Raw genomic sequence first — 25,471 nt, forward strand, 5'->3', positions numbered from 1 at the left:
GGATAAAACCTTTACTCTTCATTTATTACTACCCATGTTTTAGTTTTTGAAATAGGACGACTTTCAATTATATTAACTTTATCGCCTTCTTGAAACTTATTATTTGGATCATGAGCTGCGTATTTTTTAGATACTTTTATAAATTTTTTATAAATAGGATGCTTAAATCTTCTTTCTACTTTTACTGTAACTGTTTTATCAGTCTTTGAACTTATAACCACCCCTTGTAGGACTCTTTTAGGCATTTTAATTACTCTCCGCTACTAGATCTTTTTGTTAATTCAGTTTTAATACGTGCTATAGACTTTTTAACTAATAAAAACCTACTAGTATTTTTTAATTCGCCCAGAGTTTGCTGAAATCTTAAATTAAATAGCTCTTTTTTTAAAAGATTAAGATGCTTAAAAAGCTCTTCAATTGTTTTACTTGTCAATTCACTCTTTAATGATTTTAAATCATTCATAACGCCTCACTATCCTTGTTCTAACAGGTAATTTTGCACTTGCAAGCTCTAAAGCTTTAACTGCAACATCTTCCTCAACCCCTTCAATTTCAAACATAATTCTTCCAGGTGATACCCTTACTGCAAAAAATTCAGGATTTCCTTTACCTTTACCCATTCTTACTTCAGCAGGCTTTTTGGAAACTGGAAGATCAGGAAAGATTCGTATCCATAATCTTCCTTGACGTTTCATACATCTAGTAGCCGCTTTTCTTCCTGCTTCTATCTGTCTAGCAGTAACACGCCAACCATCTATAGATTTTAAACCAAATGATCCAAAGGCAAGTGTTGTACCTGCTTTTGATTTTGAAACAACTCTACCTTTATGAGCTTTTCTAAATTTTTGTTTTTTTGGAGCTAACATTTTAATACTTAAAAATTAATTATATCTTTTATTTTCCGTATATTCGCCTTTATAAATCCAAACTTTAACTCCTATAACTCCATAAGTAGTTATAGCTTCAGCAGTCGAATAATCAATATCGGCTCTTAAAGTATGCAATGGCATTCTGCCTTCTATATACCATTCTGTTCTAGCAATCTCAGCTCCACCAAGACGTCCTGAGCAACTAACTCTTATACCTTGTCCACCTTGTTTAAATGAAGCCTGAATTGCTGTCTTCATTGCTTTTCTAAAGGACACTCTTTTTTCAAGCTGTGATGCTATTGTCTGAGCTACTATCGCCGCATCTATATTAAACTTTCTAACTTCATGAATATTTATATAAACTTCGCTTAAAGAAGTCATTTTTTCAATAGCTTTTTTTAGCTTATCAATTTCACTACCATTTTTACCGATAATTATATTTGGCTTTTTTGCATTAATATTGATAATAATACTTTTGTTAGAAGGGCGTTCAATTAAAATTCTGCTAACTTGAGCTTGAGTAAAACTTTTATTAACTAATTCTCTAATCTTTAAATCTTGTATAAAAAGAGTTTTATACTGCTTTTCTGCATAGAATACGGAATCCCAACCTTTAATTAAAGTTGGTCCAACCCTAAAACCATGTGCACAAACTTTTTGCCCCATCTTAATTATCCTCTTTTTCTGTAACAGTTATATAGAGATTACTAAAAAACTTATTTATTCTAGTAGCTCTCCCTTTTGCTCTTGGCATAACTCTTTTCATTACTAAAGCCTTGCCTACTGTTGCGTTAGTTATAACCAGTCTATCTATATCTAAACCTAAATTATTTTCAGCATTTGCTACAGCAGATTGTAAACAAGCTTTTACAACTTTTGAAATTCTTTTTGGCGAAAAAGTTAGTTGCACTAACGCTTCAGAAACTTTCATGTTTCTAATGAAAGCTGCAACTAAATTTAATTTCCTTGGACTAACTCTAATTGATTTAGCTTTTGCCGTGGCAAAATTTTTGTTTTCCTGTACCATATGATTTTATTTTCTTTTAACTTTTTTATCTGCTCCATGCCCATGAAATGTTCTAGTAGGAGAAAATTCCCCTAGTTTTCTACCAACCATTTCTTCATTTACAGAAACTGGAATAAATTTATTTCCATTGTGAACAGAAAACGTAAAACCAACAAAAATAGGCAAAATGGTTGATCTTCTAGACCAAGTTTTAATCATTTCTGACTTGCCAGATTCCATTAATTTTTGAACTTTTTTTATTAAATAACCATCTACGAAAGGTCCTTTCCACACCGAACGTGCCATAATTAATACCTAATTAATTTACTTTCTTTTCTTTATAATAAACTTAGAAGTACGCTTATTTTTACGCGTCTTTTTACCTTTTGTCGGGAATCCCCAAGGAGTAACTGGATGACGCCCACCAGAGGTTTTACCCTCACCACCACCATGTGGATGATCTACAGGGTTCATTGCAACACCTCTTACATGAGGTCTCCAACCAAGCCATCTATTTCTACCAGCTTTACCTAAGTTAATATTTTTTTGATCAGGGTTAGACACCGCACCTATCGTAGCTATACAATCTAAAGGTACTAATCTAAATTCACCAGACTTTAATTTAATTTGTGCATATCCTGAATCTTTACCTACTAAACCTACAGACGTACCTGCTGATCTTGCAATTTGACCACCTTTACCAACTTTCATTTCAACATTATGTAAAGTAGTACCTATAGGGATATATCTTAAAGGCAAACAATTACCAATTTTTATATCTGCATCTTTGCTTGATATTACCTTGTCCCCTACTACTAATTTTTGTGGAGCTAGAATATAAGCATGCTCACCATCTTCATATTTAATTAAAGCAATAAAAGCAGTTCTGTTAGGATCATATTCTATTCTTTCAACTATAGCAGAAATATCTAGTTTGTTTCTCTTAAAGTCAATAACACGATATAGCCTTTTATGCCCACCACCTCTTTGCCAAGAAGTGATTCTACCTTGATTATTTCTTCCACCTGTTTTAGATATCCCTTTAGTTAGAGCCTTAAAAGGTCTACCTTTCCATAAACTAGTTCTATCAACTTGAACTAACTCTCTCAAAGAAGGGGTAATTGGATTAAAACTTTTTAAAGCCATTTATTTAATTCCTCCGGCAAAATCAATATTATGATCTTTTTCTAATGTTACCACAGCCTTTTTCCTATCAACTTGACGCCCGATAACTCCCTTAAATCTCTTCTTTTTACCTTTAACATTTAAGATATTTACTTTTTTTACTTTTACTTTAAATATTTCTTCTATGGCTTTTTTAACAGCAAGCTTCTCAGCAAGCTTATCTACATAAAAAGTATATTTATTTTGTTCTGAAAGAAGTGTGGTTTTTTCTGTAATAACAGGTCTTCTAATTAAATCGTAATATTTATAAGAACTCATTTTAACCTCTCTTCTAAAACATTCACTGCTTCTTGTGATAATAATACATATTCATGTCTTATTATGTCATAGACGTTTGCACCTATTTGCGGAACAATTACTGTATTATAAATATTTTGTGCTGCTAAAGAAAAATTAACATCTACTTCATTACCATCTATTACGAAGAAACTTTTTCCTTGAAACTTGTTTAATATATTAACAAGATTAGAGGTTTTAGGCGTTTCTAATTTTAAAGAATCTATGACTAGTAATTTTCCTTCAGAAAATTTTTCGGATAAAGCATGGATTAAACCAAGTTTTCGTACTTTTTTAGGTAATTTAGTTGCATGACTACGTACTACAGGACCATGAATTACACCACCACCACGCATTTGTACAGATCTTAAAGAGCCTTGTCTTGCATTCCCTGTACCTTTTTGCTTAAAAGGTTTTTTTGTAGTACCGGATACTTCTGATACAGTTTTAGTTTTATGCGTACCAGCCATTGCTTTAGCTCGCTGCCAATCAACAACTTGCTTTATTATATCATCCCTAATAAAATCTACAGCAAATATATCTTCGTTTAAACTAACCTCACCAACTTCTTCATTAGCAAGATTTAACATTTTAGTTTTCATTTTTTCAACCTATACAGTCTTATATAAAATCTTTTATACAAATAGTTATTTTTATGCAGTTATTGAAATCTTCTTTATTGCATCTTTTATTGAAATATATGAACCTTTATGTCCTGGGACACTTCCCTGAATCATAATAAGTCCTTGCTCTTTATCAATTGCAAATATTTTTAAATTTTGGATAGTAACTTGACTACACCCCATATGTCCAGCCATTTTTTTACCTTTAAAGACTTTTCCCGGATCTTGTCTTTGACCAGTAGAACCATGCGAACGATGCGATATTGAAACACCGTGAGAAGCTTTAAGCCCTTTAAAATTATGTCTCTTCATACTACCAGCAAATCCTTTACCTATAGTAGTAGCTGTTACATCTATAAATTGTCCTGCCGTAAAATGATCTACTTCTAAACTTGCTGCTATATCAATAAAATTATCTTCAGAGATTCTAAATTCTTTTAATTTAGCTTTAGGAGATACTTTAGCATTAGCAAAAACTTGTTTCATAGGCTTAGTTACTCTAGATATTTTTTTATCTTTTATCCCGATAACTAAAGCATTATAACCATGTTTTTCAACAATTTTATGTCCTACTACTTGGCAATCATCAACTTTCACTAGTGTTAATGGAACTCTCTTCCCATTATTATTAAAAACACTAGTCATCCCAACTTTTTGAGCAATTATTCCGGTTCTCATTACTCCCCACTCTCTAATTCGATCACTACATCAACACCCGCTGCTAAATCAACTTTACTTAAAGCATCAACAACTGATGGATTTGGATCATCTATAACCAATAATCTTTTTTGTGTTCTAATTTCGTATTGCTCCCTTGATTTTATATGCACATGGGGAGATCTATTTACAGTAAATCTTTGAATTTTTCTAGGTAAAGGAATAGGACCACTAATACTTGCGAATGTTCTTTTAACAGCACTAACTATCTCTTTAGTAGCCTGATCGAGACTACGATGATCAAATGACTTTAAACGAATTTTGATTTTATTTTTCATTTAACAAACCTTAATTATAAACAGCAAGATGTTTTTACATCTTAAAACATAAATACCTATTATTAAAAAATAATAGGTATTTATAAAATAGACTAATTAATTACTTTAGAAACTACACCAGCACCTACTGTTCTACCACCTTCACGAATCGAGAATTTTAAACCTTGCTGCATAGCAATAGGATAAATTAACTTAACTTTGAAAGTAGCATTATCACCAGGCATAACCATTTGTTTATCAGCCGGTAATTCTATTGTACCTGTAACGTCTGTTGTTCTAAAATAGAATTGTGGACGATAGTTATTGGTAAATGGAGTGTGACGTCCACCTTCATCCTTACTAAGTACGTATACTTCAGCTTCAAATTCATCATGAGGTGTTATACTACCAGGTTTTGCAAGAACTTGTCCTCTTTGTACAGCTTCTCTATCTATACCACGTAATAATATACCAACGTTATCTCCAGCCTCACCACTATCAAGAAGTTTTTTAAACATCTCAACACCAGTACATGTAGAAGTTTGAGTGTCTTTTATTCCAACTATTTCAACGGCTTCACCAACTTTAATTTTACCAGCTTCAATTCTACCTGTTACAACTGTTCCTCTTCCTGAAATAGAGAACACATCTTCGATAGGCATTAAGAAAGGCTTTTCAGTTTCTCTAGTAGGTTGTGGTATATAACTATCTACTGCATCCATTAATTCATGGATAGCTTTTTCACCTTCAGGCTTTCCTTCTAAAGCTTGAAGAGCAGAACCTCTGATTATTGGTATCTCATCACCAGGGAAATCATATTTTGATAATAACTCTCTTACTTCCATTTCCACTAATTCCAGTAGGTCAGCATCATCAACCATATCAACTTTGTTTAAGAACACTACCATTTTAGGCACACCAACTTGCTTTGCTAGTAATATATGTTCTCTAGTTTGTGGCATTGGACCATCAGCAGCAGAAACAACTAATATAGCACCATCCATTTGAGCAGCACCTGTGATCATGTTTTTTACATAGTCAGCATGTCCTGGACAGTCTACGTGTGCATAGTGCCTACTTTTAGTTTCATATTCTACGTGAGCAGTTGATATTGTTATACCTCTTTCTTTTTCCTCAGGAGCGGCATCAATTTCATCATATTTTTTAACTTTAATATCTTTATTATCTTTTCCAAGCACCATTGTTATTGCTGCTGTCAAAGAAGTTTTTCCATGATCCACGTGACCGATAGTACCGATATTAACATGCGGTTTGGTTCTTTCAAACTTTGCTTTTGCCATATTTTTACTCTCTTACAATTTTTTAAGTTTAATACAAGTTAATTTAAAGTGCGTTTTTTGCTAAATTTATTTGTCACCACTATATTTAATGGAGCGGGTGATGGGAATCGAACCCACACAGCCAGCTTGGAAGGCTGGAACTCTACCATTGAGCTACACCCGCAACTAACACCAATTTTATTCAGACTTACAATTATACACGATTATATTTTATTTTTAAATATAATTTATGATATAAAATGATAAGTTTAAAAAATGATACGCTTCCCTGAACCATTCAAGTGGTGGAGGGAGAAGGATTCGAACCTTCGAACGCTTACGCGGGCAGATTTACAGTCTGCTGCCATTGACCACTCGACCACCCCTCCTAAAGAACTTTACTGTATTAAATAGACTAATACACTTTAAAAGACAATATAAATTAGTATTAGGACTTAATAAAACTTCTCGCCGAATCATCAAATAAACAAATAGCAGCTTGCACATTTATTTAGTTGTAATTTTCTATAATAAATAGTAGTTTCTGTCAAGAACAAATTACCAAAGGTTTTCAATAACATGCAAAATAAAAAGCTGGATTCTAAAAATTACTACTATATTTATGGAAAACATCCTGTATTTTCAGCTCTTAACAATCCAAAACGTCAAATTGAGGATATTTTATGCACTCAAATGATCTTTGATGCAAATAAAAAATTAATAAGTTCCAAGCCTTATAAAATTGTTAATAATGATGTTTTATCTAAATTACTAGAAAACCAAACTCACCAAGGAATAGCTGCTAAAGTTAAGCCAATTTTTTCCTATAATATAGAAGATATCAACATAAAAAATCCAAAATGTAAGATTGCAATTCTTGATCAAATAACTGATCCACAAAATATTGGGGCAATTATTCGCAGTGCAGCAGCTTTTAATATGGATGCTATAATCTTACCATTAGATAATTCGCCGAATGAAAATGGCACTATAGCTAAAGCAGCTTGTGGAACTTTAGAATTAATAAAAATTATTAAAGTAACCAATCTAAACTTTTGTATAAATTACCTAAAAAAACACGGTTTTTGGGTTATAGGGCTAACCGGAGAAGCCAATGATTATTTTACCGATAAATTAATCTCAGATAAAGTAGCTTTAGTATTTGGCTCGGAAGATAAAGGCATGCGAAGATTGGTTCAAGAAAATTGTGATCATTTAGCCAAAATTCCTATTTCTGATAAAGTAGACAGCCTTAACGTATCGAATGCTGCTTCTATAATTTTTCACTCATTATGGGATCATTAACAAAGTTGAAATATTTTTAACAAATCAAATATTGTTTTTTGTTTACTTTCATATAAATATTTAGTCTACTTAATAAGTATATATATATTTACTAAAATGATAACGTAAAACTGTTTGCGTTATCATTATTCTTTATTTTTTCAGTATTAAGATAAAATTTATACTAATTCTCACGTTACTACTATTAATTTGGTTCTAATCGGTAGCGTTATGTCACAAAATATATTACAAAACAAACAAATTATTAAGAGCTTTGAAAAGCAACTCAATATATTCTTAAATGAATCTAAAGAAGAAGAGATTACAAATATTGTTCTAAGCAATTTTTTTGATAAAGTAATTAATAATTTAAAGCATGAAAAATTAATTAGCGATACACTACTTGAAGTATATCAAGGTAAAGCAGTAATTGCTAAACCATTACATACAGATTACCCTCGATCACCTAAACAAACATGTGACGAAAATTGGCAAAAATTTTATAGTTTTAATCGTGATATCATGATAGAAAACACAATCGGATTTATTGCTAAAAATTTAAAAAAAGCTTCCATTAAAGATAAATTATACTATAGTTTTGCTAAATTATCCGAGCAATTAGATTTAAAAGCTATCAGTGATCATTTTATGAATAAGATAAATAATTATATAACATTTAACGATTTATGACAAACTATAGAACAGAAAGCGACTCTTTTGGCGAAATTCAAATAGAGGATAAATTTTATTGGGGAGCACAAACACAAAGATCATTAGAAAATTTCAAAATAGGCAAACAAAAAATGCCAGAAATTCTAATCCGCTCCCTTGCTATATTAAAAAAATGTGCTGCAAAAGTTAATCTCGAATTTGGTGATCTAGAACCTAAAATAGCTGAAAGTATAGACAAAGCTGCAAGCAGAATTTTAAATGGTGAATTTAGCAATAATTTTCCTTTAGGAGTTTGGCAAACAGGCTCTGGAACGCAAACAAATATGAATATGAATGAGGTAATCGCCTCTATTGCAAATGAAGAGCTAACCGGTACAAAAGGTGGTAAATCTCCTGTACATCCCAACGATCATGTCAATAAAGGACAGTCATCAAACGATTCATTCCCAACGGCTATGCATATAGCAACCGTACTTGCAACCAAAGAAAAACTAATACCGGCTTTAAATAATTTACTCACAGCTTTACAAGATAAATCAAAAGATTGGGAAAATATTATAAAAATTGGACGCACTCATTTACAAGACGCAACTCCCCTAACACTTAAGCAAGAATTTTCCGGATATATTACACAAATAGAATATGCTTTAGAGAGAATAAAAAATGCATTAGAAAAAGTTTATTTGCTTGCTCAAGGTGGAACAGCAGTCGGAACAGGTATCAATTCGCATAAAGGATTTGATATAAAATTTGCTAAAAAAGTGGCAGAATTTACAAAACAACCTTTTAAAACAGCACCTAATAAATTTGAAAGCTTGGCTAGCCATGATGCACTTGTAGAATTTTCAGGGACTCTTAATACTATAGCCGTAAGTCTAATGAAAATAGCAAACGATATAAGATTGCTTGGATCAGGTCCAAGATGCGGTCTTGGTGAGCTGCATTTACCAGAAAATGAGCCTGGTTCTTCAATTATGCCTGGCAAGGTAAACCCTACGCAAGTTGAAGCTTTAACAATGGTTTGCACTCAAGTTATGGGCAATCATGTTACAATTACTATTGCTGGCTCAAACGGGCATCTTGAACTTAACGTCTTTAAACCGGTAATAATATATAATATTTTACAATCTATCGAGCTAATATCAGATAGCGTAAATAGCTTTGTTACTCATTGCATCGATGGAATAGAGCCTAACATATCACGCATTGATGAGCTACGTGATAAATCTCTAATGCTTGTAACCGCCCTTAATCCGCATATAGGTTATGATAATGCCGCTAAAATTGCTAAAGAAGCTCATAAGCACGGAATCACTTTAAAAGAAGCTGCAAAAAAACTTGATCTTTTATCAGAACAAGAATTCGATAAAATAGTAGTAACTGAAAAAATGGTTAAACAATCTTAGGTTGTATAAGTAATACGTAATTCTCTTTACAAGATATCATAAATAGGCTAATATTAAGCTAGTCTATATTATATGAAGCAAAATTTATCTAATAAAGTTAATATTTGTAAGCATAATACACCGGTTGCTGTTTTTACCAATAACTCAAAAACCAAAAATAAAAACAGTAGATATAGTTGAACAAATAATGGAATTTAATAAAGATAAAACACTAGCACCATATACTATAAAAGAACTTAGAGACGAAGGTAGAAGATGAATAGAAAACCTACCTACTTAGGTAAAATATTGTTGCGTGGATCAGTTCTTGTCATCCCGCGACTTGATCGCGGGATCCAGTTCAACATACCAAATTTATTGATATGTTTAGTTTATTTTCTAGATTCCTGCTTTCACAGGAATGACATAAAATGCCTTTCTTGATCCACGCAAGTAAGCCTCACTCAGGAATGACATACTGGGTATTTTTCAAGCCATACAGCAACACTAAATTGATGACGACTTTCGATCCACACAATAACATCATAATGCTGTTCCGCTATTAAACATTTCAAACAAAAGTTGCTAATCTAAATAAAACCTATTACATTAAAGATATAATGTTATATGGAGTTAATTTATGACAGATCCTTATGTTGAATATGCGATAGCTATCTTACCAAGCTCTGAAGTAGCACAACAATTTATAGATATAAATACAAAACTTGCTAAACAACTAGTACCGCAAGGTCTTGAGCATCAACATAATAAATGCCATGTTACATTGTACCATGGTGTATATAACTTTCTGGATTTACCAAAAATATCTGCTAAACTAGCAGATATAGCTTATAACACAAAAAATATCACATTAAATTTTAAAAATGAAATAGTAGTTACCGGACCTGATAGATGGATTGATATAAATATTAAGCGTTTGATGAAAATGATAAGGTTAAGAAAGATTATGAAGCAATATGTGATTTGCATAATAAAGTAGTTGATACATTTAATGAATATCACAAGCGTCCCCTTGAAAGAGCAAGCAATACTCTCGAAACACTTAAGCCCAAAATTGAAGCACAAGACGAAAATGCTTTAAAAATAGCTCAGCAAATTGAAAAATATGGCGTTTCAGGTGTTAAAGAATTATATAACCCACATACTACAATATGGTATCAATGGTCTACAGATTCTGCACTTAATGATGCTGCGAATAGCGTAAAAGGTGAGGCTAGTGATTTTTCTTGTGATGCATCAGCTTTAGTTTTAGGAGAACTAGGATTTAATGGAAATATAGAAAATCCTTATGCTGTTTTTCCTTTAGGTCAAGAGTTTAATATAGAACAAGCGATAGAACTTGCTGCAAAAACTAATCTTGACTGGTAGCATTCATAAATTTTCTTAAAAGATTATGGAAATTTCTAAATCTTCTATTATACTTAAATCATAATAATATAAATAAACGATTATCATGGCTTTAATAAACATAAAAGCACCAGAAAATATAATATTAAAACCGCGTATTACAGTTTTTGGTGTTGGGGGTGCAGGTAGTAATGCAGTAAATAATATGATTGGTGCTAACCTGCAAGGAGCTAATTTTGTAGTAGCTAACACTGATGCACAATCATTAGAATATTCTCGCTGTGAAAACAAAATACAGCTGGGCGTCTCCACAACTAGAGGTCTTGGTGCTGGAGCTGCCCCTGAAGTTGGAGGGGCAGCTGCCCAAGAATCAGAAAATGAAATTCGCAATTATCTAGAAAATAGTAACATGGTGTTTATTACGGCAGGCATGGGCGGCGGTACTGGTACTGGCTCTGCACCAGTTATTGCACGAATTACTAAGGAACTTGGAATTCTAACAGTTGGAGTAGTAACTAAGCCTTTTCATTTTGAGGGCGGACATCGTATGAAAACTGCCGATAAAGGAATTATAGATTTACAACAATTTGTTGACACTTTAATCGTGATACCAAATCAAAACTTATTTCGTATTGCTAACGAGCAAACTACTTTTGCTGATGCTTTTAAAATGGCAGATGATGTACTGCATGCAGGCGTTAGAGGCATCACGGATTTAATGATTATGCCAGGTCTTATCAATCTTGACTTTGCTGATATCAAAGCTGTTATGAGCGAAATGGGCAAAGCTATGATGGGTACAGGCGAGGCTAGCGGTGAGGATAGAGCTACTAAAGCAGCAGAATCTGCAATCTCTAATCCGTTACTTGATCATAGCTCAATGTGTGGTGCTAGGGGTGTATTAATTAATATTACCGGCGGTCCAGATATGACTTTATTTGAAGTCGATAACGCTGCTAATAGAATTAGAGAAGAAGTAAATAATAAAGATGCTAATATTATTTTTGGTTCAACATTTAATCCTGAACTAAAAGGGATTATTAGAGTATCAGTTGTTGCAACAGGTATTGATGCAGATAAAATACCGCTTTATAAACCTGTTAATTCTAGTGCTATCGATTTATCTACCAAAGAAGATGAGGATACAAAACTTAGAGCTCAATCTATTCAAGGAGATCAACCTGTTCATATTGAAGAAATTCCTAATTTTAACAGCTATAGTAACGACGAAGCAGAAATTGCTGACTCTCTAGACCAAGCCCCTAATCCAATCAACGACGATATGGAACCAAAGGTAAGTCTTACTAATGATGCTGGAGAAACTCCCAAATCATCTTTCTTTGTAAGAATGTGGGGGTCTCTGCGAACACAAAATAATAATCAAATCCCAGAACGAAAAAATGTTGTAGTTAGTATGCCCGATGAAGATACTAAAGAATCTGACATTCACGATATACCAGCTTTTTTAAGAAAAAAACGGGATTAATATAAAACTTTTACTAAAATGAAAGACAAATCTAACCTTACATTAATTTCATTATTTGCGGGTGCAGGGGGAATGGATATTGGTTTTAAAAAAGCTGGTTTTAAAACTATTTGGGCAAATGAATATGATAAAACTATTACCCCATCTTATCGAAGCTATTTTCCTGATACTAAAATTGATGAGCGTTCTATTTTAAACGTACCAAACGAAGATATACCTCAAAAAATAACAGGTATTATTGGCGGACCTCCTTGTCAATCATGGTCAGAAGCAGGGGCAAAACGTGGATTAGAAGACCCAAGAGGTCTTATATTTCATGAACAAATTAGGATAATTCGTTATGTAAAACCAAAATTTTTTGTAGCAGAAAATGTTCATGGTATAATTCATTCCAGAAATATAAAATCTTTTATGAATATAATAGATATGTTCAAGCAAGAAGGATATGAAGTAAGCTGGAAGTTATTAAAAGCAAGCGATTATGGAGTCCCGCAAGATCGTGAACGGGTTTTTATTATTGGTTATCATCAATCGTTAAACAAAAAATTTCAATTTCCTGAACCTTTAAAAACTAAAGTTAATTTAAATCAAGCTATAGGTGATTTAGCTAATTTAGAAATCGGAACAACTAATTCAATAAATAACCATGAATTTTTAGATACAGGTTATTCTCCTATTTTTATGTCAAGAAACCGAGTTAGAAGCTGGGAAGAGCAATCTTTTACAATTCTAGCTACTTATAGACATATTCCTTTTCACCCGCAAGCTCCCAAAATGATTAAAATTGCTGGTCAGGAAAAACGGGAATTTGTTAAAGGACAAGAACATACATATAGACGATTAACCATACGTGAGTGTGCAAGAATTCAAACATTTCCTGATGATTATAAATTTATTTATAACCATCTTAAAGATGGTTATAAAATGATAGGTAATGCTGTCCCTGTAGAGCTTGCCTACCATATAGCTAAAACAATTAAAAAAGACTTAGCTATTATTGAACTTTGAGTTGTATTTTTATATTATATCTATACAATATATTTATAAAAATAGCATGTACTCTAATGTCAATACAAACCAATAATGGACAAGCCTTTGAATGGGCAATAATATTAGAAATATCAAAATTAACAGGATTTACAATTAAAAACGATAATGCTGCAAACCTTGCTCAAAAAGCTTACAATTTAATTAGCACTAAAAAACAACTAGAATTTGCTAAAGCAGCCAAAATATCTATTGACCATATTATAAGAAAAGAAATCAAATCACTAAGAATTGAACAAGGCGGGACAGTTGAATTTAACAATAGTTCTGCAGGAAGAAAAGGTGATGTTAGAGATATCTTGATTAAAGGTCAAAATATTACCATAGGCATATCTTGTAAAACAAATCATCAAGCATTAAAACACTCTAGACTTTCAGATTCAATTGACTTTGTAAAAAAATGGGGACTTGATGATAATGGTTGTAGTAGTGAATATTGGAGTATTATAAAACCATTATTTCAAGAATTAAGACAAACTAGAACTCATTCTAAAAAAACTGCATTATGGGAAAACTTATCAAATAAAGCTAACAAATACTACTGGCCTATACTTAATGCTTGGTCTGATGAAATTACTAAACTTTGCTCTATTAACGAGGAAAAAACTAATAATGTCTGCAAAGCCCTAGTATCGTATTTAGTAGGGAAATATGATTTTTATAAAGTAATATGCTCCGGTTCAAATAGAGTTATTATTCAAGCATATAATTTTAATAATACTCTTAACACCAAAAAGACTAATTATCCTAACCATATTTATGCTATAAATACCAAGAACGGAGGAATTTATTCTAAAACTATCGTGTTTAATCGTGGTTTTAGTATTAATTTTAGAATTCATAATGCAAGTAGTAGAGTTGAACCGTCGCTTAAATTTGATATTAATGCAATAGGGCTTCCTATTAATGAAGTTTATCAACATACTTTTGATTATACTGAATCCAACTAAATTAACTATATTACTGAGTTAACAATTATGACAAATAAGATTATATCATTTTTTATACTATGCTTTCTTAGCACTAATTTATTAGCTGATACTAATAAATCGTTAAAGGATATTGCACCCTACCCTGAACCTCTCAACGATCAAAAACGTTATGTAATTTACTTACCTAATAAGCCTAATGAAGAAAATTTAAAAGTAAAATTACAAGCTACAAAAGAGGCAATGAAAGATTGTAATCATGTCTGGTTTGGCGGTAAGCTAGAGGAAAAAACTTTAAGTGGATGGGGATATAATTATTACTTAATCACAGCTGGCAATCATGCCATGAGTACAATGATGGCATGCCCGAGCGTAAAAGCAACTATGCAGCCTGTAAATGTATATTTGGGTGATAAAGCATTTATACGATATAATAGCAAATTACCTATTGTAGTTTATGCTCCAAAAGATGTTAAGTTACAGTATGTTATTTGGAATCAAGATGATATAATTAATGACGCGAAAGAAGAATAGATAAAACTAAATTTATATTCAAGATGGGAACCGCTTTCCACCTTGAATATTCATTATTTTAAAGCCTCTTTAAAGAATCGTGTAAATACGATTCCTCAAAGAAAAGAAATTTATTCCTCTTCAACAGCTTCAACTTCTATAACCTCCGGTACGAAATGTTTCAGCATCGATTCAATACCGTTTTTTAAGGTAATAGTAGAGCTTGGGCAACCAAGACATGCACCACGTAATGCTAGCTTTACTACACCATTTTCAAAACCTTTATAAATTATATCACCTCCATCTTGTGCAACAGAGGGACGCACTCTTGTCTCAATAATTTCGATAATTTGCTTTTCTATTTCTGAAAGCCCCTCAAGAATTACAGCATCTACTTTAGCACTTTCTTCAAATACTGGAAAGCCCGCAACGAAATGATCCATAATAACCATTAAAATTTCTGGCTTTATCACTTGCCAATCACTTTCAGCTTCTTTAGTAACAGTTATAAAATCACTACCGAAAAATATTGATTTTACATTATTAATATTAAATAACGATTCTGCAAGTTTACTTCTGCCTTTTACTTCGGCAAGCTCGCTAAAAAATACAGGCTGACTGCTGCTTATTTCTTGCCCAGGAAAAAACTTTATTGCATCAGGATTTGGGGTATCTTCAGTTTGAATAAACATAGTAAAATTACTTTAATAAATTTGCTTGTTATTATAACTTACTAAGGCTATTTTTACAATATAATATGTGAGCAATAAATTTTAAGTATTAAATATATGAACATTAAATTAGATTCTTACGAACAAGATATTGAAGATAATTTTGAAAAACATCAAGAAATTGATGATCCAGCCCTGATTACATTACTTCAAAAAGCCGCAAAAGCACACATTGATAAAAAAATCTATATACTGAAGATACTTCAAAAGTTGGTAAGTCAATAAGCGGTGAGCTAAGCTAGGCGTATAAATAGTGCGTGAGCAAAGACGAATCTCGAAATTTGGCTTACCAAATCTTGAAGTATCAAAGTTATACTCTAGGTAAATATCTGATTAGAATATATGCTGGTATAAAACAGAAACCTGCAATAGCAAAAAAGTATCCCCAGCCTAAGTAAGTAGCGGCGTAACCGGAAATACTTCCAAACAATACAGTACTAATATAAGCAATAGACGTAATCAAGGCGATCTGCGTTATGCAATATTTAGAGCTACAACATCTTAATTGGTAAGAAAAAAATGGCGACATAGTTAGCCCTTTGGTAAATTCCTGAAAAAAGACTGCTATATAAAGAGTTGTAATAGTTTGACTGTAAGAATAGAGCAATAAAAAAGTTATACTAGATAAAGCATGATAAACCAATACTCTTTTAAAAATATAAGCATATTCATATTTTCGGCATAGAAAACCGCCTATAAATCCTCCAGCTATAGTAGCACACATACCAAAAGCCTTATATCCAAAAGCTAAATCTTTTTTTGTATATCCGATATCAAGATAGAACATATTTGGCATAACCGAAAGAAAATTATCCTGCAAGCGATATAGAAGCATAAAGCCAACAATTATTAACCATTTAGGCTTTTTGATAAAATCATAAAAAGCGTGCCAAAATCTATCAAAATTATTAACAGCTATTTTTTCTTTAAATTTTAGCGGATAGAAAATAATTAGTAATAATGACGGCACACATAAAATCGCCATAGTGCGATAAACTTCTTGCCAAGATATAATAGTTGATAAATATAATGCACCAGAACCTGATATAAGTATACCGATCCTAAATCCACTAGTGCAAGCTGCCTCACTTATTCCCCAATTTTCATTAGTAATAAGTAGCATTTGGGAAGATTGCAAAAGCATATCATAAATAGAGGAAAAAAATGCTAGAATTATCAAACACAAAGAGAATGATATAAAATTAGTAGTGGGATTAAAGCCAGTTAGAATATATACGCAACAAATACAGCTAAGCAGTGAAAAGATTAAACAATATTTATATCCACGACTAGATGAGGGTATAAAGCTTATTTTTTCAAGTAATGTGCCCCATAAAAATTTAAATATGTGAATGAAATTAACCAGACTAAAAAGACCGATGGTAATTTTATCAAAACCAGATTCTCGAAGCCAAAAAGAAAGCGTCGAACCGGTAAGTAGATAAATTAAACCACCAGGAAGAGAAATAAATAATATAAATAAAATACTATATATATTTTGTAATCGTGAAAAATTAGAAATTATGAATTTATCCTCTTATAATATGTGTTATTAAGTTGATTGAAAGCGTCATGCTCTTTCTTTGATTACAGAGGTCTGTATCCTAAGATCCCGCAAATAAGTTGCGGGATGACAGACTTTTCTCTTAAGATACTTTACTTCTTCTTTGACCGTAATTATTACTATTACTCTCAGAACTTCTCTTATTGCCAGAACCGAATCTTTTATTAGAGTTATCGCCTCTTCTATTATTACCAAATGATCTTTTACGATTATTTTTGTTACTTCTAAAGCTCTCTCTAGGAGTAGATTCTCCTTGATTTATTAAACGATCAATAGCACGCCATCTAACCACATCATCAGGTGAAATAAATGACAATGCATTACCTTTAGCACCAGCTCTACCAGTTCTACCTATTCTATGCAGGTAATCTTCCGGACACATCGGTAAATCATAATTAATTACGTGCTGAGTGTGCGGAATATCAAGACCACGAGCAGCCACATCAGTTGCTACCATTATTCTATGATTTGACTTACGGAATGATAAAATTACTCTATCACGTTGACGCTGACTTAAATCACCATGTATAGCTTCTGCTTTATGATTTTCATATCTTAACATTTTAGCTAACTGATCAGCAGAACGTTTTGTTTTTACAAAAATGATTACTGATCCTTCTCTATCACCAAGCTGCTTATTTAATTCAGTAAATTTTTCTTTATCTGTAATATGTACTGACTCCTGTTTTATTTCTGCTGCTGCTTTATTAGTAGCACCTACTGTAATACGTACAGGATTATTTAAATATTTTTGTGAAAGAGAGACAATATGTTTTGGCATGGTAGCAGAAAACATTAAAACTTGTCTTTTTTCCGGCAAGAATTTATTGATTTCTTCTAACTGCTCTTTCATACCCATATCTAGCATTCTATCCATTTCGTCAAGTACAGTTATACCTATACGATCAATTTTTAGGCTTCCACGATTTAAATGATCAATAATACGTCCTGGAGTTCCTATAATTACTTTAGGATTTTTCTTTAATTGCATAAATTGTTTAGGCATAGGTTCACCACCTATCAAAACTGCATTATTTATTTTAAAAGATGTAGTTACTTTGTTTAAGGTAGAACAGATTTGTGTTGCAAGCTCTCTTGTCGGCACTAATATTAAAGTAGTAGTTTTATCTTTAATAAATGCATTAATCACCGGTAACAAGTAAGCTAAAGTCTTGCCTGAACCAGTTTGGCTAGAAGCAAGTATATCAGAACCTGCAATAGCAACCGGAATCGATTGTTTTTGTATTTCGGTCGGCTCTGTTATCTTCATCGCTTCAAGCGTAGTAGTTAATTCTTCAGGTAAATTAAAATTTTTCATTATATAATCCAATAAAGTTTAAGTTAAAATATGCACATTATTGATTGTATAAAAATAACTCACAGCAAAAAATAATGACTTTAGTATCTTTGTATTACAAAAATATACTAATAGCAGCCATTAAATTATCTATAGCATCATCAACAAAATAGCTTTAATTGATTCGAAGTAATAGCGAATCTATTTCAAAAAAATCTTATAATTTACAGCAAATAAAAATTTTAATTAGCTTTAAAATTATTTGTTAATAATACCATAATTATGATATTTTTTTACTTTTAAGCATTAAACCATTCCAATGCTTAAGACATGTATAAGGTTATTATAAGACAAAACAAAATATCTAATATTTTGTTGTAAAAGGTGACGAGGCTATCCAAAATTTAAAAACTTTGGATAGCTGTTTTTGGTACAAATATATTTATTTAATTCTGAGGTTAACTGCAGAAATTTTACCATTCTTGTCTTCAAGATCAAAAACTACATCTTGTCCTTCATTAAGACCTGCAAGACCTGCTGCGTCTACGGCAGATCTGTGTACAAACACATCCTTGCCGCCATTTTCCTGTTCAATAAATCCAAAATTTTTCGTCGGATTAAACCATTTAACTTTACCTACTATATTTGTAGTCATAAAAACCTTTTTAGATAGAAATTGCTTATTGGAATTTAAATTATGCTTAATAAAAAATTAAAGATCAGACTTACATTTAATATTAAGATTAATAAAAAATTCACTATGCAAAACTAGCTTACCTTGCGGCATTTGTCAATAACATGCAAAAGAAAGTATTACTTTCTAAGGTTAATTAGATCATATTATTACTATTTTGTCACTATTTTAGTTAATATATTATAGTAAAATTTGATTTACCTACATTGGACTTTTATTATTATGTAATTAATAAATAAAAGTTCTTGCTTTTTTTTCTTTTTTTCATTAATCTGTCCACTTAGCAAAATATAGTAGCTATATTTATATTGCCCGCGTGATGGAATGGTAGACATAACGGACTTAAAATCCGTGGAGCGTAAGCTCTTGCCGGTTCAAGTCCGGTCGCGGGTACCACGTGTTATAAATACATAGAAGATCTCCACTTTTAACTTGTAAATTTCCCCCTAAATTCTTTATTTGTAAGTCTTTTTTAGTTTCCTGTTTTATCTCACTATTTATAAGATAATTTATAATTTTTGATACTCTATTCAACTGTAAACCAAAAGTAGAGAAAATTATATTAATATCATTGCAAATATAATATAAATAGCTATAATAGCCTTAAGAATATGAATTTGATTGATACAATCTAAGGTTTAAATAGATAAAGAAGCATGTAAATATAATAATATAACTCAAAATATATGGATAATTTAATAAAGTTTTTAGAAGAAAAAGATTTTATAGAAGAAGCAATAAATTAAAAAAACGGAAGTGATATTCTTAATCTTGCTGAGAAAAACCTAACAAATAAAGATGTTAAAGAAATCTCTGAATTATTAGCAAATGATACTAATATTATCCAACTTGACTTATTCGGTAATAAAATAAATACAAACGGAGCTATAGAGCTTGTGAAACTGCTTAAGCTTAATAAAACTCTTATTGGTCTTGACCTTGGGAATAACGATATAGATAAAATAGGAGCAAGCAAGATTAAGAAAGTTTTAAAAACAAATACTACTCTTATTTTTCTTAATTTAGCATGGAATCCGTTAGAAGTAGCAGAATGTAAAAATATCAAAAAATATTTGGTCAGAAATGCTAATTTAACAAACCATCAAGAAACAATAAAGATGGCAAAAAAATTTAATGAAATAGATGAAGAAAAATTATTAATGAAATTAGATATAATCTAAGAGCCTGTCTTGAAATTAAGGTTTAGTCAATTTTTTAAGCATAAGTGTAATCATATTGATATAAATAATATGTTCAGAAGTTTTATAGTTATGCTCATAGTCTTTACTCATACGATGAAAATTATTGAGCCAGCCAAAAGTACGTTCAACTATCCAACGCTTGGGAATCACTTTAAACCCCACTTGATCAACAATTTTACGAGAAATTGTCAGTAATGCTCTTACAGTTAAAAAACACCAAATTTGTAATGCTCCAGCATAACCACTATCTGCAAAAAATTTGATAATACTAGGATATTTTGCTTTTGCCTTGATTATTACATTTTTAGTACCATCTCTGTCTTGTATACCTGCTGAATGTACTTCACATGATATGTAAAACACTACACTTGACCTGACAGACAATGATTGATTAAGCAGCAAGAGAGCTGTCAGATAAGTAAGAATTAATAGACTTATCTTTAGCGATATTGATGCTATCCTTGAAAGTTTGCATAGGGGTTTTTCCATAACAAAACTTTCCAGAATGAGGTCTTGCGTTGTTATACTTGTTTAAATATTGATCTAAGTCAATCTGTAAATCCTCTAATGAGTTATAAATCTTCTTACGGAATGCAATATCATAAAACTCATCTTTTAAAGTTCTATGTAATCTTTCGCATATTCCATTAGTTTGAGGAGATCTAGCTTTAGTTTTAGTGTGATCAATATTTTCAATAGCCAAATATAACTCAAAAGCATGACTTTCTACCTTGACACAATATTCTGTTCCTCTATCTGATAGGATTCTCAGTAGCGGCACTTCATGATTATTAAAGAACGGTATCACTTTATCGTTTAAAATATCAGCAGATGTTATTGCGGTCTTATCAGTATAAAGTTTACAGATAGCAACTCTAGAATAAGTATCAATAAATGTTTGTTGATAGATTCTACCTACACCTTTCATATTACCTACATAATATGTATCTTGTGAACCAAGATACCCTGGATGCTGCGTATCTATTTCACCATGTGCTTCTTTAATTTGTTTTGCTTTTTCTAGAGCAGCTAGTTGTTCTTCTGTAAGCAAGATACCATCCTGTGCGGATTTAGCTTCTAACGCTTTAGTCTTTTCTTTAAGGTCTCAAGATCATTGCGTAGCCAAATAGAACGCACCCCACTAGATGATACTATAATACCCTGTTTCAATAACTCTTGGCTAGCACGAAGCTGACCAAGAGCAGGGTTTTCTATAGCAAGATTTATTACTGCTTGTTCTATATGTTCTGATACACGATTCTTAAGTATAGGTTTCTTACGACTTATATCTGTAAGTGCAGCTTCTCCTCCTGTCTCATACAGTTCTTTAAATCGGTAAAAGCTATCTCTTGAATAGCCCATTACTTTACACGCAGTCTAACACTGCCTAGTTGTTTTGCAAGTTCTAATAATCCTAATTTAGGTTTGATTATTTTTTGATCATAGTTTGACATATTTTTCCTATTAATTGATTTTTATATTTAGTTTATGGATATGATAGATAACTTCTCAGTTATCTACATACCCACAAACTCATCTAATTTCAATCTTAATATGTCAGATCAAATCTGAAGGTTTACATTAACTCTATTAGTGCTATTCATGATTATTACCGAGAATACTGATTATTTATCTGCCTCTGTCTTGATTACTCTTACTTTGTATGATATAGTAAATTAAGTTGAGGTTTGAGTATAGGGATGATATATATAAAGGAAAATGCCAAGATCATATAGTCAAGATTTTAGAAAAAGAGTTATAGGATATGTAGAAAGAGGTAATAGCTGCAATAGCACTGCGATAAGATTTGAAATAGCAGCAAACACAGTAAGGAATTGGTATAAGAGATATAAGTCCGAAGGACATTATTTAGCAAGAAGAATAGGAGGCAAAAAAGGACGGGTAACAAGTCAAGATGTTGAGTTGTACGTGAGTTCTAATCCTAATTTCACATTATTAGAAATGGGTACGTATTTTAATATGAGTTCTGTGGGTGCGTATTATTGGTTAAAGCAACTAGGTTTTAGCTATAAAAAAAAGACTTTTCCTACTTGGAAGCAAGTCAAGAAAAGCGAGATAAGTACCAAGAGGTCATAAAAGATACACCAATAGAATATCTTGTATATATTGATGAAAGTGGTATTGAGATAAATATCTGCAAAGATAGAGGATGGGGCAAAAAAAGCGAAAAACTTATTGGTAAAAAAAGCGGTAAATATAGCTTAATGCGATAAGGTAGTGACTTTTTCAAGAGCATAGTAAACCGCATCAAAAAAGTGCTCAAAATTAGAAACAGTTTTTCTTATTTCGTTCTTGATTTTAAACCAGTAATGCTCAATAGGATTTAAATCAGGAGAGTAAGTTGGTAAAAATAAAATACTGCAACCAACAGATTCAATTAACGTTTTCACTTTTGTACTTTTATGAAAATTAATATTATCCATTACTACTATCTGACCAGGCTTTAACTCTTTGATCAATATCTCTTGTACATAAGTTTCAAAAATGTCCTTATTACATGTCCCATCAAATATTATTGGGGCAATAATATCTTTGGCAGACACCCCAGCAATCATACTAATCCGTGATTTATGTTGATAGACCCTTTCACCATAACATCTTTGACCGATAATGCTCCACCCGTGTTCTCTACAGCTATTATCTTCTATCCCAGATTCATCGATAAATACTAAATCTTGTTTGTCTATAGTTTTTAGTTTCAATATAAACTCATTCCTTAGACCAACATCTCTTTTGGGATGAAGAAAAGTTTTTTTTATAACTATAACCTAATTTATTAAGCAATCTTGATATCGTACTTGCAGATACTTTTTGACTCCAGTTGTTAGCTAGTTCCATGGTGGTTTTATCAAAATTTAATTCTATAAATTTTTTAAATCCTTCTATGTCTCTTATTATTCTACGATGTCCTGTATGATAACCACTTTTTGCTTTGATATCGCCGGTTTGTTTCTTTAATTTTTTCCATTCTATTATAGTCTTCCTACTAATAGAGTATATCTCAGAAGTCTCTTTTATTGTTTTACCATCTGTTAAACTTTTTATTACTCGTATTCTTAAATCGTATGAATATGCCTTTGCCATAAGTTTTTCATTTAGTATAATCTAACTCATACTCTAAGTCACTATCTTATCGCATTAAGCTATATCTATTCATCAAATATGGTGTTACTAAGTACGGTATTGCCTATTGTTTCTATATTTCTTTCAAATAATAGAATATTATCTATATTAGTTTCAATGGAGGCTTTAAAATTATCAGTTTGTAATATTGATTTAGTACAATTAATAATATCTGGATTATTATTAAGTAATTTGCATATTAATAATACTGTATCTTGAACAGCTAGCTTTGCTATTTGATCGTTTATAGATTAGGGTAAGATTCAAAGTTTATTAGTTTTTTTAAATTTTTAATTTTTAGTAAGTTCCCATTATTTTGCTTTGGCAGATTATTATTAAAATGATCTTCCAAATTTAAAATCTGTTCTTTTCTATTATCGGTAATGAAAATGGCAGAATTTAGTAAGGTATTATCTAGCTTTTCTATAGTGTTATAGCTTTCAGCCACATCAATGATTGTATTTGTAATATCTTTAAGCTTTTTAGTTTTGACAACATCATGTACTAAATGAGTTATATCGTTTGCAATTTCGGTAAAATTACTTACTAAAGGTATATGCTTTGTAATAATATGTACTTTATCAATTGTTGCTTTGGTATTATTTAAATATTTGTCTTTTTAGTTTCTGCGTAGTCAGTGTTATATGTTATTAAATCTGTGCTTAAAATGCGATGAGCGTGAAAAAAGCCATGTATAGTCCAATAAAAAGTTTTGTAATAAATATATAATAAAGGTTCTTCTAATTTTAAATAATTAATATATTCATCAGCTTTTGCTTTATCTATAGCGTTTGTATTTTGCAAAATCAAATTATGGTCTTTCAGTTGCTGAGTATTTTCATTCAGTTTATCTCTATCTTCTTGATCTCTTTTACCATTTTCATTTGTAGAAGTCAAGATTTGATCTTACAGACACTATAAAAATTATATCTGAATATCTGATAAATTATGACTGTCAGATGAGTATTCAAGATATAAGATTTCATTGTTCTTTTCAATAGCTAATTTCTTACTATCCTTAAAAGTTTGCATAGGCGTTTTACCATAACAATATTTTCCTGAATGTGGTCGCTCATTATTGAAATGCTCTAACCAAATATCAAGATCTAATTGTAAATCATCAAGATCAGTGTAGATCCTTTTCCGCATAGCTGTATCAAAGAATTCTTGTGTCATAGTTTTATTAAAACGTTCACACATACCATTTGTTTGAGGAGAATATGCTTTAGTAATAGTATGTTCTATACCTTCGATACTTAGAAATAATTCAAAAGCATGATGCTCTATATTTCCCTTATATTCTGACCCGCGATCTGTCAGAATACGAAGTATTGGTATGCCTTGAGTTTCATACCATGGTAACACGCGGTCATTAAGCATATCAGCAGCAGTTAAAGCTGTTTTATCAGTATATAGTTTAGCATCAGCTACTCTGCTATAGCTATCAATAAATACCTGAGAATAAACCTTACCTATACCCTTAAAATTTCCTACATAATATGTATCTTGGCATCCTAGATAACCTGGATGCTGTGTCTCAATCTCGCCATGGGCTTCTTTTTCGCTACGTCGTTTCTCTAGTACTTGTAACTGAGATTCAGTAAGTACAATACCATCCTGAGCCATCCTTGCTTCTAATGCTTTAAGCCTTTTATTGATATTGTTTAAATCATTACGTAACCAAATTGATCTCACTCCTCCAGGTGATACAAGTATACCGCTCTTCTTAAGCTCATTTGATACTCTTAGCTGACCATATGCTGGATATTCTATTGCCATATCCATTACTGCCTTCTCTATCGCTGGATCAACTCTATTGGCTATTATTGGCTTTCTTCGACTAATTTCATACAACGCTTCTTCACCACCAGTTTCATACAGTTCTTTAAATCTGTAATAACTATCTCTGCTATAGCCCATCGCTTTACATGCTGATGATATG

At 31.5% G+C, this 25,471-nt stretch carries 35 protein-coding genes, 3 tRNA genes and 2 pseudogenes; 16 read left to right on the forward strand and 24 right to left on the reverse strand.

What is annotated here, in order from left to right:
• Positions 1-11: 11 nt before the first annotated feature.
• The 14 genes from rpsQ to ACICQC_RS07450 form a co-directional block, all read right to left on the reverse strand.
• Positions 12-245: a 30S ribosomal protein S17 gene (rpsQ, locus tag ACICQC_RS07385; protein WP_011477712.1), complete on the reverse strand. Its 234-nt coding sequence runs from the start codon at positions 243-245 to the stop codon at positions 12-14.
• 5 nt (positions 246-250) lie between these two features.
• Positions 251-463 (reverse strand): 50S ribosomal protein L29, encoded by a 213-nt coding sequence (gene rpmC / locus ACICQC_RS07390; RefSeq protein WP_395476540.1) that lies wholly within the window; start codon positions 461-463, stop codon positions 251-253.
• On the reverse strand, positions 456-866 hold the full coding sequence (gene rplP, locus ACICQC_RS07395) for a 50S ribosomal protein L16 (RefSeq protein WP_341788292.1): 411 nt from the start codon (positions 864-866) through the stop codon (positions 456-458). The genes rpmC and rplP overlap by 8 nt, the downstream gene beginning before the upstream one ends.
• 15 nt (positions 867-881) lie before the next feature.
• Positions 882-1,535, reverse strand: coding sequence for a 30S ribosomal protein S3 (rpsC, locus tag ACICQC_RS07400; protein ID WP_011477715.1), 654 nt, complete (start codon positions 1,533-1,535; stop codon positions 882-884).
• 1 nt (position 1,536) lies between these two features.
• Complete coding sequence (gene rplV / locus ACICQC_RS07405) at positions 1,537-1,896, reverse strand: 50S ribosomal protein L22 (protein WP_011477716.1); 360 nt, start codon at positions 1,894-1,896, stop codon at positions 1,537-1,539.
• A 6-nt stretch (positions 1,897-1,902) separates the two neighbouring features.
• Positions 1,903-2,181 (reverse strand): 30S ribosomal protein S19, encoded by a 279-nt coding sequence (rpsS, locus tag ACICQC_RS07410; protein ID WP_011477717.1) that lies wholly within the window; start codon positions 2,179-2,181, stop codon positions 1,903-1,905.
• 18 nt (positions 2,182-2,199) lie between these two features.
• Complete coding sequence (rplB, locus tag ACICQC_RS07415; protein ID WP_395476541.1) at positions 2,200-3,021, reverse strand: 50S ribosomal protein L2; 822 nt, start codon at positions 3,019-3,021, stop codon at positions 2,200-2,202.
• On the reverse strand, positions 3,022-3,318 hold the full coding sequence (gene rplW / locus ACICQC_RS07420; RefSeq protein WP_011477719.1) for a 50S ribosomal protein L23: 297 nt from the start codon (positions 3,316-3,318) through the stop codon (positions 3,022-3,024). It abuts the gene before it with no gap.
• On the reverse strand, positions 3,315-3,938 hold the full coding sequence (gene rplD / locus ACICQC_RS07425) for a 50S ribosomal protein L4 (protein WP_395476542.1): 624 nt from the start codon (positions 3,936-3,938) through the stop codon (positions 3,315-3,317). The genes rplW and rplD overlap by 4 nt, the downstream gene beginning before the upstream one ends.
• Before the next feature lie 51 nt (positions 3,939-3,989).
• Positions 3,990-4,637: a 50S ribosomal protein L3 gene (gene rplC, locus ACICQC_RS07430; RefSeq protein ID WP_395476543.1), complete on the reverse strand. Its 648-nt coding sequence runs from the start codon at positions 4,635-4,637 to the stop codon at positions 3,990-3,992.
• Positions 4,637-4,954: a 30S ribosomal protein S10 gene (rpsJ, locus tag ACICQC_RS07435; protein ID WP_395476544.1), complete on the reverse strand. Its 318-nt coding sequence runs from the start codon at positions 4,952-4,954 to the stop codon at positions 4,637-4,639. The genes rplC and rpsJ overlap by 1 nt, the downstream gene beginning before the upstream one ends.
• 92 nt (positions 4,955-5,046) lie before the next feature.
• Positions 5,047-6,234, reverse strand: coding sequence for an elongation factor Tu (gene tuf, locus ACICQC_RS07440; RefSeq protein ID WP_395476545.1), 1,188 nt, complete (start codon positions 6,232-6,234; stop codon positions 5,047-5,049).
• A gap of 89 nt (positions 6,235-6,323) precedes the next feature.
• A tRNA-Gly gene (locus tag ACICQC_RS07445) sits at positions 6,324-6,397 on the reverse strand.
• 119 nt (positions 6,398-6,516) lie between these two features.
• A tRNA-Tyr gene (locus ACICQC_RS07450) sits at positions 6,517-6,602 on the reverse strand.
• A gap of 190 nt (positions 6,603-6,792) precedes the next feature.
• On the opposite strand from ACICQC_RS07450, the gene rlmB reads away from it, so the two are divergent.
• The 10 genes and pseudogenes from rlmB (at position 6,793) to eco (ending at position 14,918) form a co-directional block, all read left to right on the forward strand.
• The gene (gene rlmB, locus ACICQC_RS07455) at positions 6,793-7,518 is read left to right on the forward strand and encodes a 23S rRNA (guanosine(2251)-2'-O)-methyltransferase RlmB (protein WP_395476546.1); all 726 of its coding nucleotides are present in this window, start codon (positions 6,793-6,795) and stop codon (positions 7,516-7,518) included.
• Between the two features lie 210 nt (positions 7,519-7,728).
• Entirely contained in the window at positions 7,729-8,187 is a 459-nt protein-coding gene (locus ACICQC_RS07460; protein ID WP_395476547.1) for a hypothetical protein, read from the forward strand.
• Positions 8,184-9,575: a class II fumarate hydratase gene (gene fumC / locus ACICQC_RS07465; RefSeq protein ID WP_395476548.1), complete on the forward strand. Its 1,392-nt coding sequence runs from the start codon at positions 8,184-8,186 to the stop codon at positions 9,573-9,575. The genes ACICQC_RS07460 and fumC overlap by 4 nt, the downstream gene beginning before the upstream one ends.
• 72 nt (positions 9,576-9,647) lie before the next feature.
• Positions 9,648-9,834 (forward strand): annotated as a pseudogene (locus ACICQC_RS07470) (type II toxin-antitoxin system Phd/YefM family antitoxin).
• A 360-nt stretch (positions 9,835-10,194) separates the two neighbouring features.
• Entirely contained in the window at positions 10,195-10,554 is a 360-nt protein-coding gene (locus tag ACICQC_RS07475) for a hypothetical protein (protein ID WP_395476549.1), read from the forward strand.
• Complete coding sequence (locus ACICQC_RS07480; protein WP_395476550.1) at positions 10,539-10,943, forward strand: hypothetical protein; 405 nt, start codon at positions 10,539-10,541, stop codon at positions 10,941-10,943. The genes ACICQC_RS07475 and ACICQC_RS07480 overlap by 16 nt, the downstream gene beginning before the upstream one ends.
• Before the next feature lie 85 nt (positions 10,944-11,028).
• Positions 11,029-12,408 carry a cell division protein FtsZ gene (ftsZ, locus tag ACICQC_RS07485; protein ID WP_395476551.1) on the forward strand — a complete coding sequence of 460 codons (1,380 nt, stop codon included), beginning with the start codon at positions 11,029-11,031 and terminating at the stop codon, positions 12,406-12,408.
• An 18-nt stretch (positions 12,409-12,426) separates the two neighbouring features.
• On the forward strand, positions 12,427-13,416 hold the full coding sequence (locus ACICQC_RS07490) for a DNA cytosine methyltransferase (RefSeq protein ID WP_395476552.1): 990 nt from the start codon (positions 12,427-12,429) through the stop codon (positions 13,414-13,416).
• 56 nt (positions 13,417-13,472) lie between these two features.
• Positions 13,473-14,405 carry a HaeIII family restriction endonuclease gene (locus ACICQC_RS07495; protein ID WP_395476553.1) on the forward strand — a complete coding sequence of 311 codons (933 nt, stop codon included), beginning with the start codon at positions 13,473-13,475 and terminating at the stop codon, positions 14,403-14,405.
• Between the two features lie 27 nt (positions 14,406-14,432).
• Positions 14,433-14,918, forward strand: a complete 486-nt coding sequence (gene eco, locus ACICQC_RS07500; protein WP_395476554.1) for a serine protease inhibitor ecotin — start codon at positions 14,433-14,435, stop codon at positions 14,916-14,918.
• 110 nt (positions 14,919-15,028) lie between these two features.
• On the opposite strand, the gene ACICQC_RS07505 is transcribed toward eco, so the two are convergent.
• The gene (locus ACICQC_RS07505; RefSeq protein WP_395476555.1) at positions 15,029-15,589 is read right to left on the reverse strand and encodes a NifU family protein; all 561 of its coding nucleotides are present in this window, start codon (positions 15,587-15,589) and stop codon (positions 15,029-15,031) included.
• Between the two features lie 96 nt (positions 15,590-15,685).
• Here ACICQC_RS07505 and ACICQC_RS07510 point away from each other — a divergent pair, with 96 nt between their 5' ends.
• Positions 15,686-15,853, forward strand: coding sequence for a hypothetical protein (locus ACICQC_RS07510; RefSeq protein ID WP_395477782.1), 168 nt, complete (start codon positions 15,686-15,688; stop codon positions 15,851-15,853).
• 85 nt (positions 15,854-15,938) lie between these two features.
• Here ACICQC_RS07510 and ACICQC_RS07515 read toward each other — a convergent pair whose 3' ends face one another.
• The 3 genes from ACICQC_RS07515 to ACICQC_RS07525 form a co-directional block, all read right to left on the reverse strand.
• Positions 15,939-17,153: an MFS transporter gene (locus tag ACICQC_RS07515; protein WP_395477685.1), complete on the reverse strand. Its 1,215-nt coding sequence runs from the start codon at positions 17,151-17,153 to the stop codon at positions 15,939-15,941.
• 121 nt (positions 17,154-17,274) lie between these two features.
• Positions 17,275-18,510, reverse strand: a complete 1,236-nt coding sequence (locus ACICQC_RS07520; protein ID WP_395476556.1) for a DEAD/DEAH box helicase — start codon at positions 18,508-18,510, stop codon at positions 17,275-17,277.
• A gap of 421 nt (positions 18,511-18,931) precedes the next feature.
• Positions 18,932-19,144, reverse strand: coding sequence for a cold-shock protein (locus ACICQC_RS07525; RefSeq protein ID WP_395476557.1), 213 nt, complete (start codon positions 19,142-19,144; stop codon positions 18,932-18,934).
• A gap of 349 nt (positions 19,145-19,493) precedes the next feature.
• Between ACICQC_RS07525 and ACICQC_RS07530 the strand changes: the two genes are divergently transcribed.
• Together ACICQC_RS07530 and ACICQC_RS07535 are read left to right on the forward strand one after the other, a co-directional pair.
• Positions 19,494-19,579: transfer RNA gene (locus ACICQC_RS07530), tRNA-Leu, on the forward strand.
• Between the two features lie 500 nt (positions 19,580-20,079).
• Positions 20,080-20,364 carry a hypothetical protein gene (locus ACICQC_RS07535; protein ID WP_395476558.1) on the forward strand — a complete coding sequence of 95 codons (285 nt, stop codon included), beginning with the start codon at positions 20,080-20,082 and terminating at the stop codon, positions 20,362-20,364.
• A gap of 15 nt (positions 20,365-20,379) precedes the next feature.
• Here ACICQC_RS07535 and ACICQC_RS07540 read toward each other — a convergent pair whose 3' ends face one another.
• Positions 20,380-20,748, reverse strand: coding sequence for a transposase (locus tag ACICQC_RS07540; RefSeq protein WP_395476559.1), 369 nt, complete (start codon positions 20,746-20,748; stop codon positions 20,380-20,382).
• A 28-nt stretch (positions 20,749-20,776) separates the two neighbouring features.
• Positions 20,777-21,839 (reverse strand): annotated as a pseudogene (locus ACICQC_RS07545) (IS481 family transposase).
• 265 nt (positions 21,840-22,104) lie between these two features.
• Here ACICQC_RS07545 and ACICQC_RS07550 point away from each other — a divergent pair.
• Both ACICQC_RS07550 and ACICQC_RS07555 read left to right on the forward strand, forming a co-directional pair.
• On the forward strand, positions 22,105-22,482 hold the full coding sequence (locus tag ACICQC_RS07550; RefSeq protein WP_395476240.1) for an IS630 transposase-related protein: 378 nt from the start codon (positions 22,105-22,107) through the stop codon (positions 22,480-22,482).
• Complete coding sequence (locus tag ACICQC_RS07555) at positions 22,437-22,619, forward strand: hypothetical protein (protein WP_395476560.1); 183 nt, start codon at positions 22,437-22,439, stop codon at positions 22,617-22,619. The genes ACICQC_RS07550 and ACICQC_RS07555 overlap by 46 nt, the downstream gene beginning before the upstream one ends.
• Here the strand turns inward: ACICQC_RS07555 and ACICQC_RS07560 are convergent.
• Positions 22,608-23,490, reverse strand: a protein-coding gene (locus ACICQC_RS07560) for an IS630 family transposase (protein WP_395476242.1) whose coding sequence is annotated in 2 segments (ribosomal slippage) — positions 22,608-23,162 and positions 23,164-23,490 — 882 coding nt in all. Because the reading frame shifts where the segments join, the coding sequence is not laid out codon by codon here. The genes ACICQC_RS07555 and ACICQC_RS07560 overlap by 12 nt on opposite strands.
• 78 nt (positions 23,491-23,568) lie before the next feature.
• On the opposite strand from ACICQC_RS07560, the gene ACICQC_RS07565 reads away from it, so the two are divergent.
• Positions 23,569-23,748, forward strand: coding sequence for a hypothetical protein (locus ACICQC_RS07565; RefSeq protein ID WP_395476561.1), 180 nt, complete (start codon positions 23,569-23,571; stop codon positions 23,746-23,748).
• Positions 23,749-23,773: 25 nt separating this feature from the next.
• On the opposite strand, the gene ACICQC_RS07570 is transcribed toward ACICQC_RS07565, so the two are convergent.
• The 3 genes from ACICQC_RS07570 to ACICQC_RS07580 form a co-directional block, all read right to left on the reverse strand.
• The gene (locus tag ACICQC_RS07570) at positions 23,774-23,977 is read right to left on the reverse strand and encodes a hypothetical protein (protein WP_395476562.1); all 204 of its coding nucleotides are present in this window, start codon (positions 23,975-23,977) and stop codon (positions 23,774-23,776) included.
• A 155-nt stretch (positions 23,978-24,132) separates the two neighbouring features.
• Positions 24,133-24,426 (reverse strand): hypothetical protein, encoded by a 294-nt coding sequence (locus ACICQC_RS07575; protein WP_395476563.1) that lies wholly within the window; start codon positions 24,424-24,426, stop codon positions 24,133-24,135.
• Between the two features lie 27 nt (positions 24,427-24,453).
• Positions 24,454-25,449: an IS481 family transposase gene (locus tag ACICQC_RS07580; protein ID WP_395476564.1), complete on the reverse strand. Its 996-nt coding sequence runs from the start codon at positions 25,447-25,449 to the stop codon at positions 24,454-24,456.
• Between the last annotated feature and the right edge of the window lie 22 nt (positions 25,450-25,471).

Origin of the sequence: Rickettsia endosymbiont of Pantilius tunicatus (genome assembly GCF_964291875.1) — a bacterium.
In the GTDB taxonomy this organism is placed as follows: Bacteria; Pseudomonadota; Alphaproteobacteria; order Rickettsiales; family Rickettsiaceae; genus Rickettsia.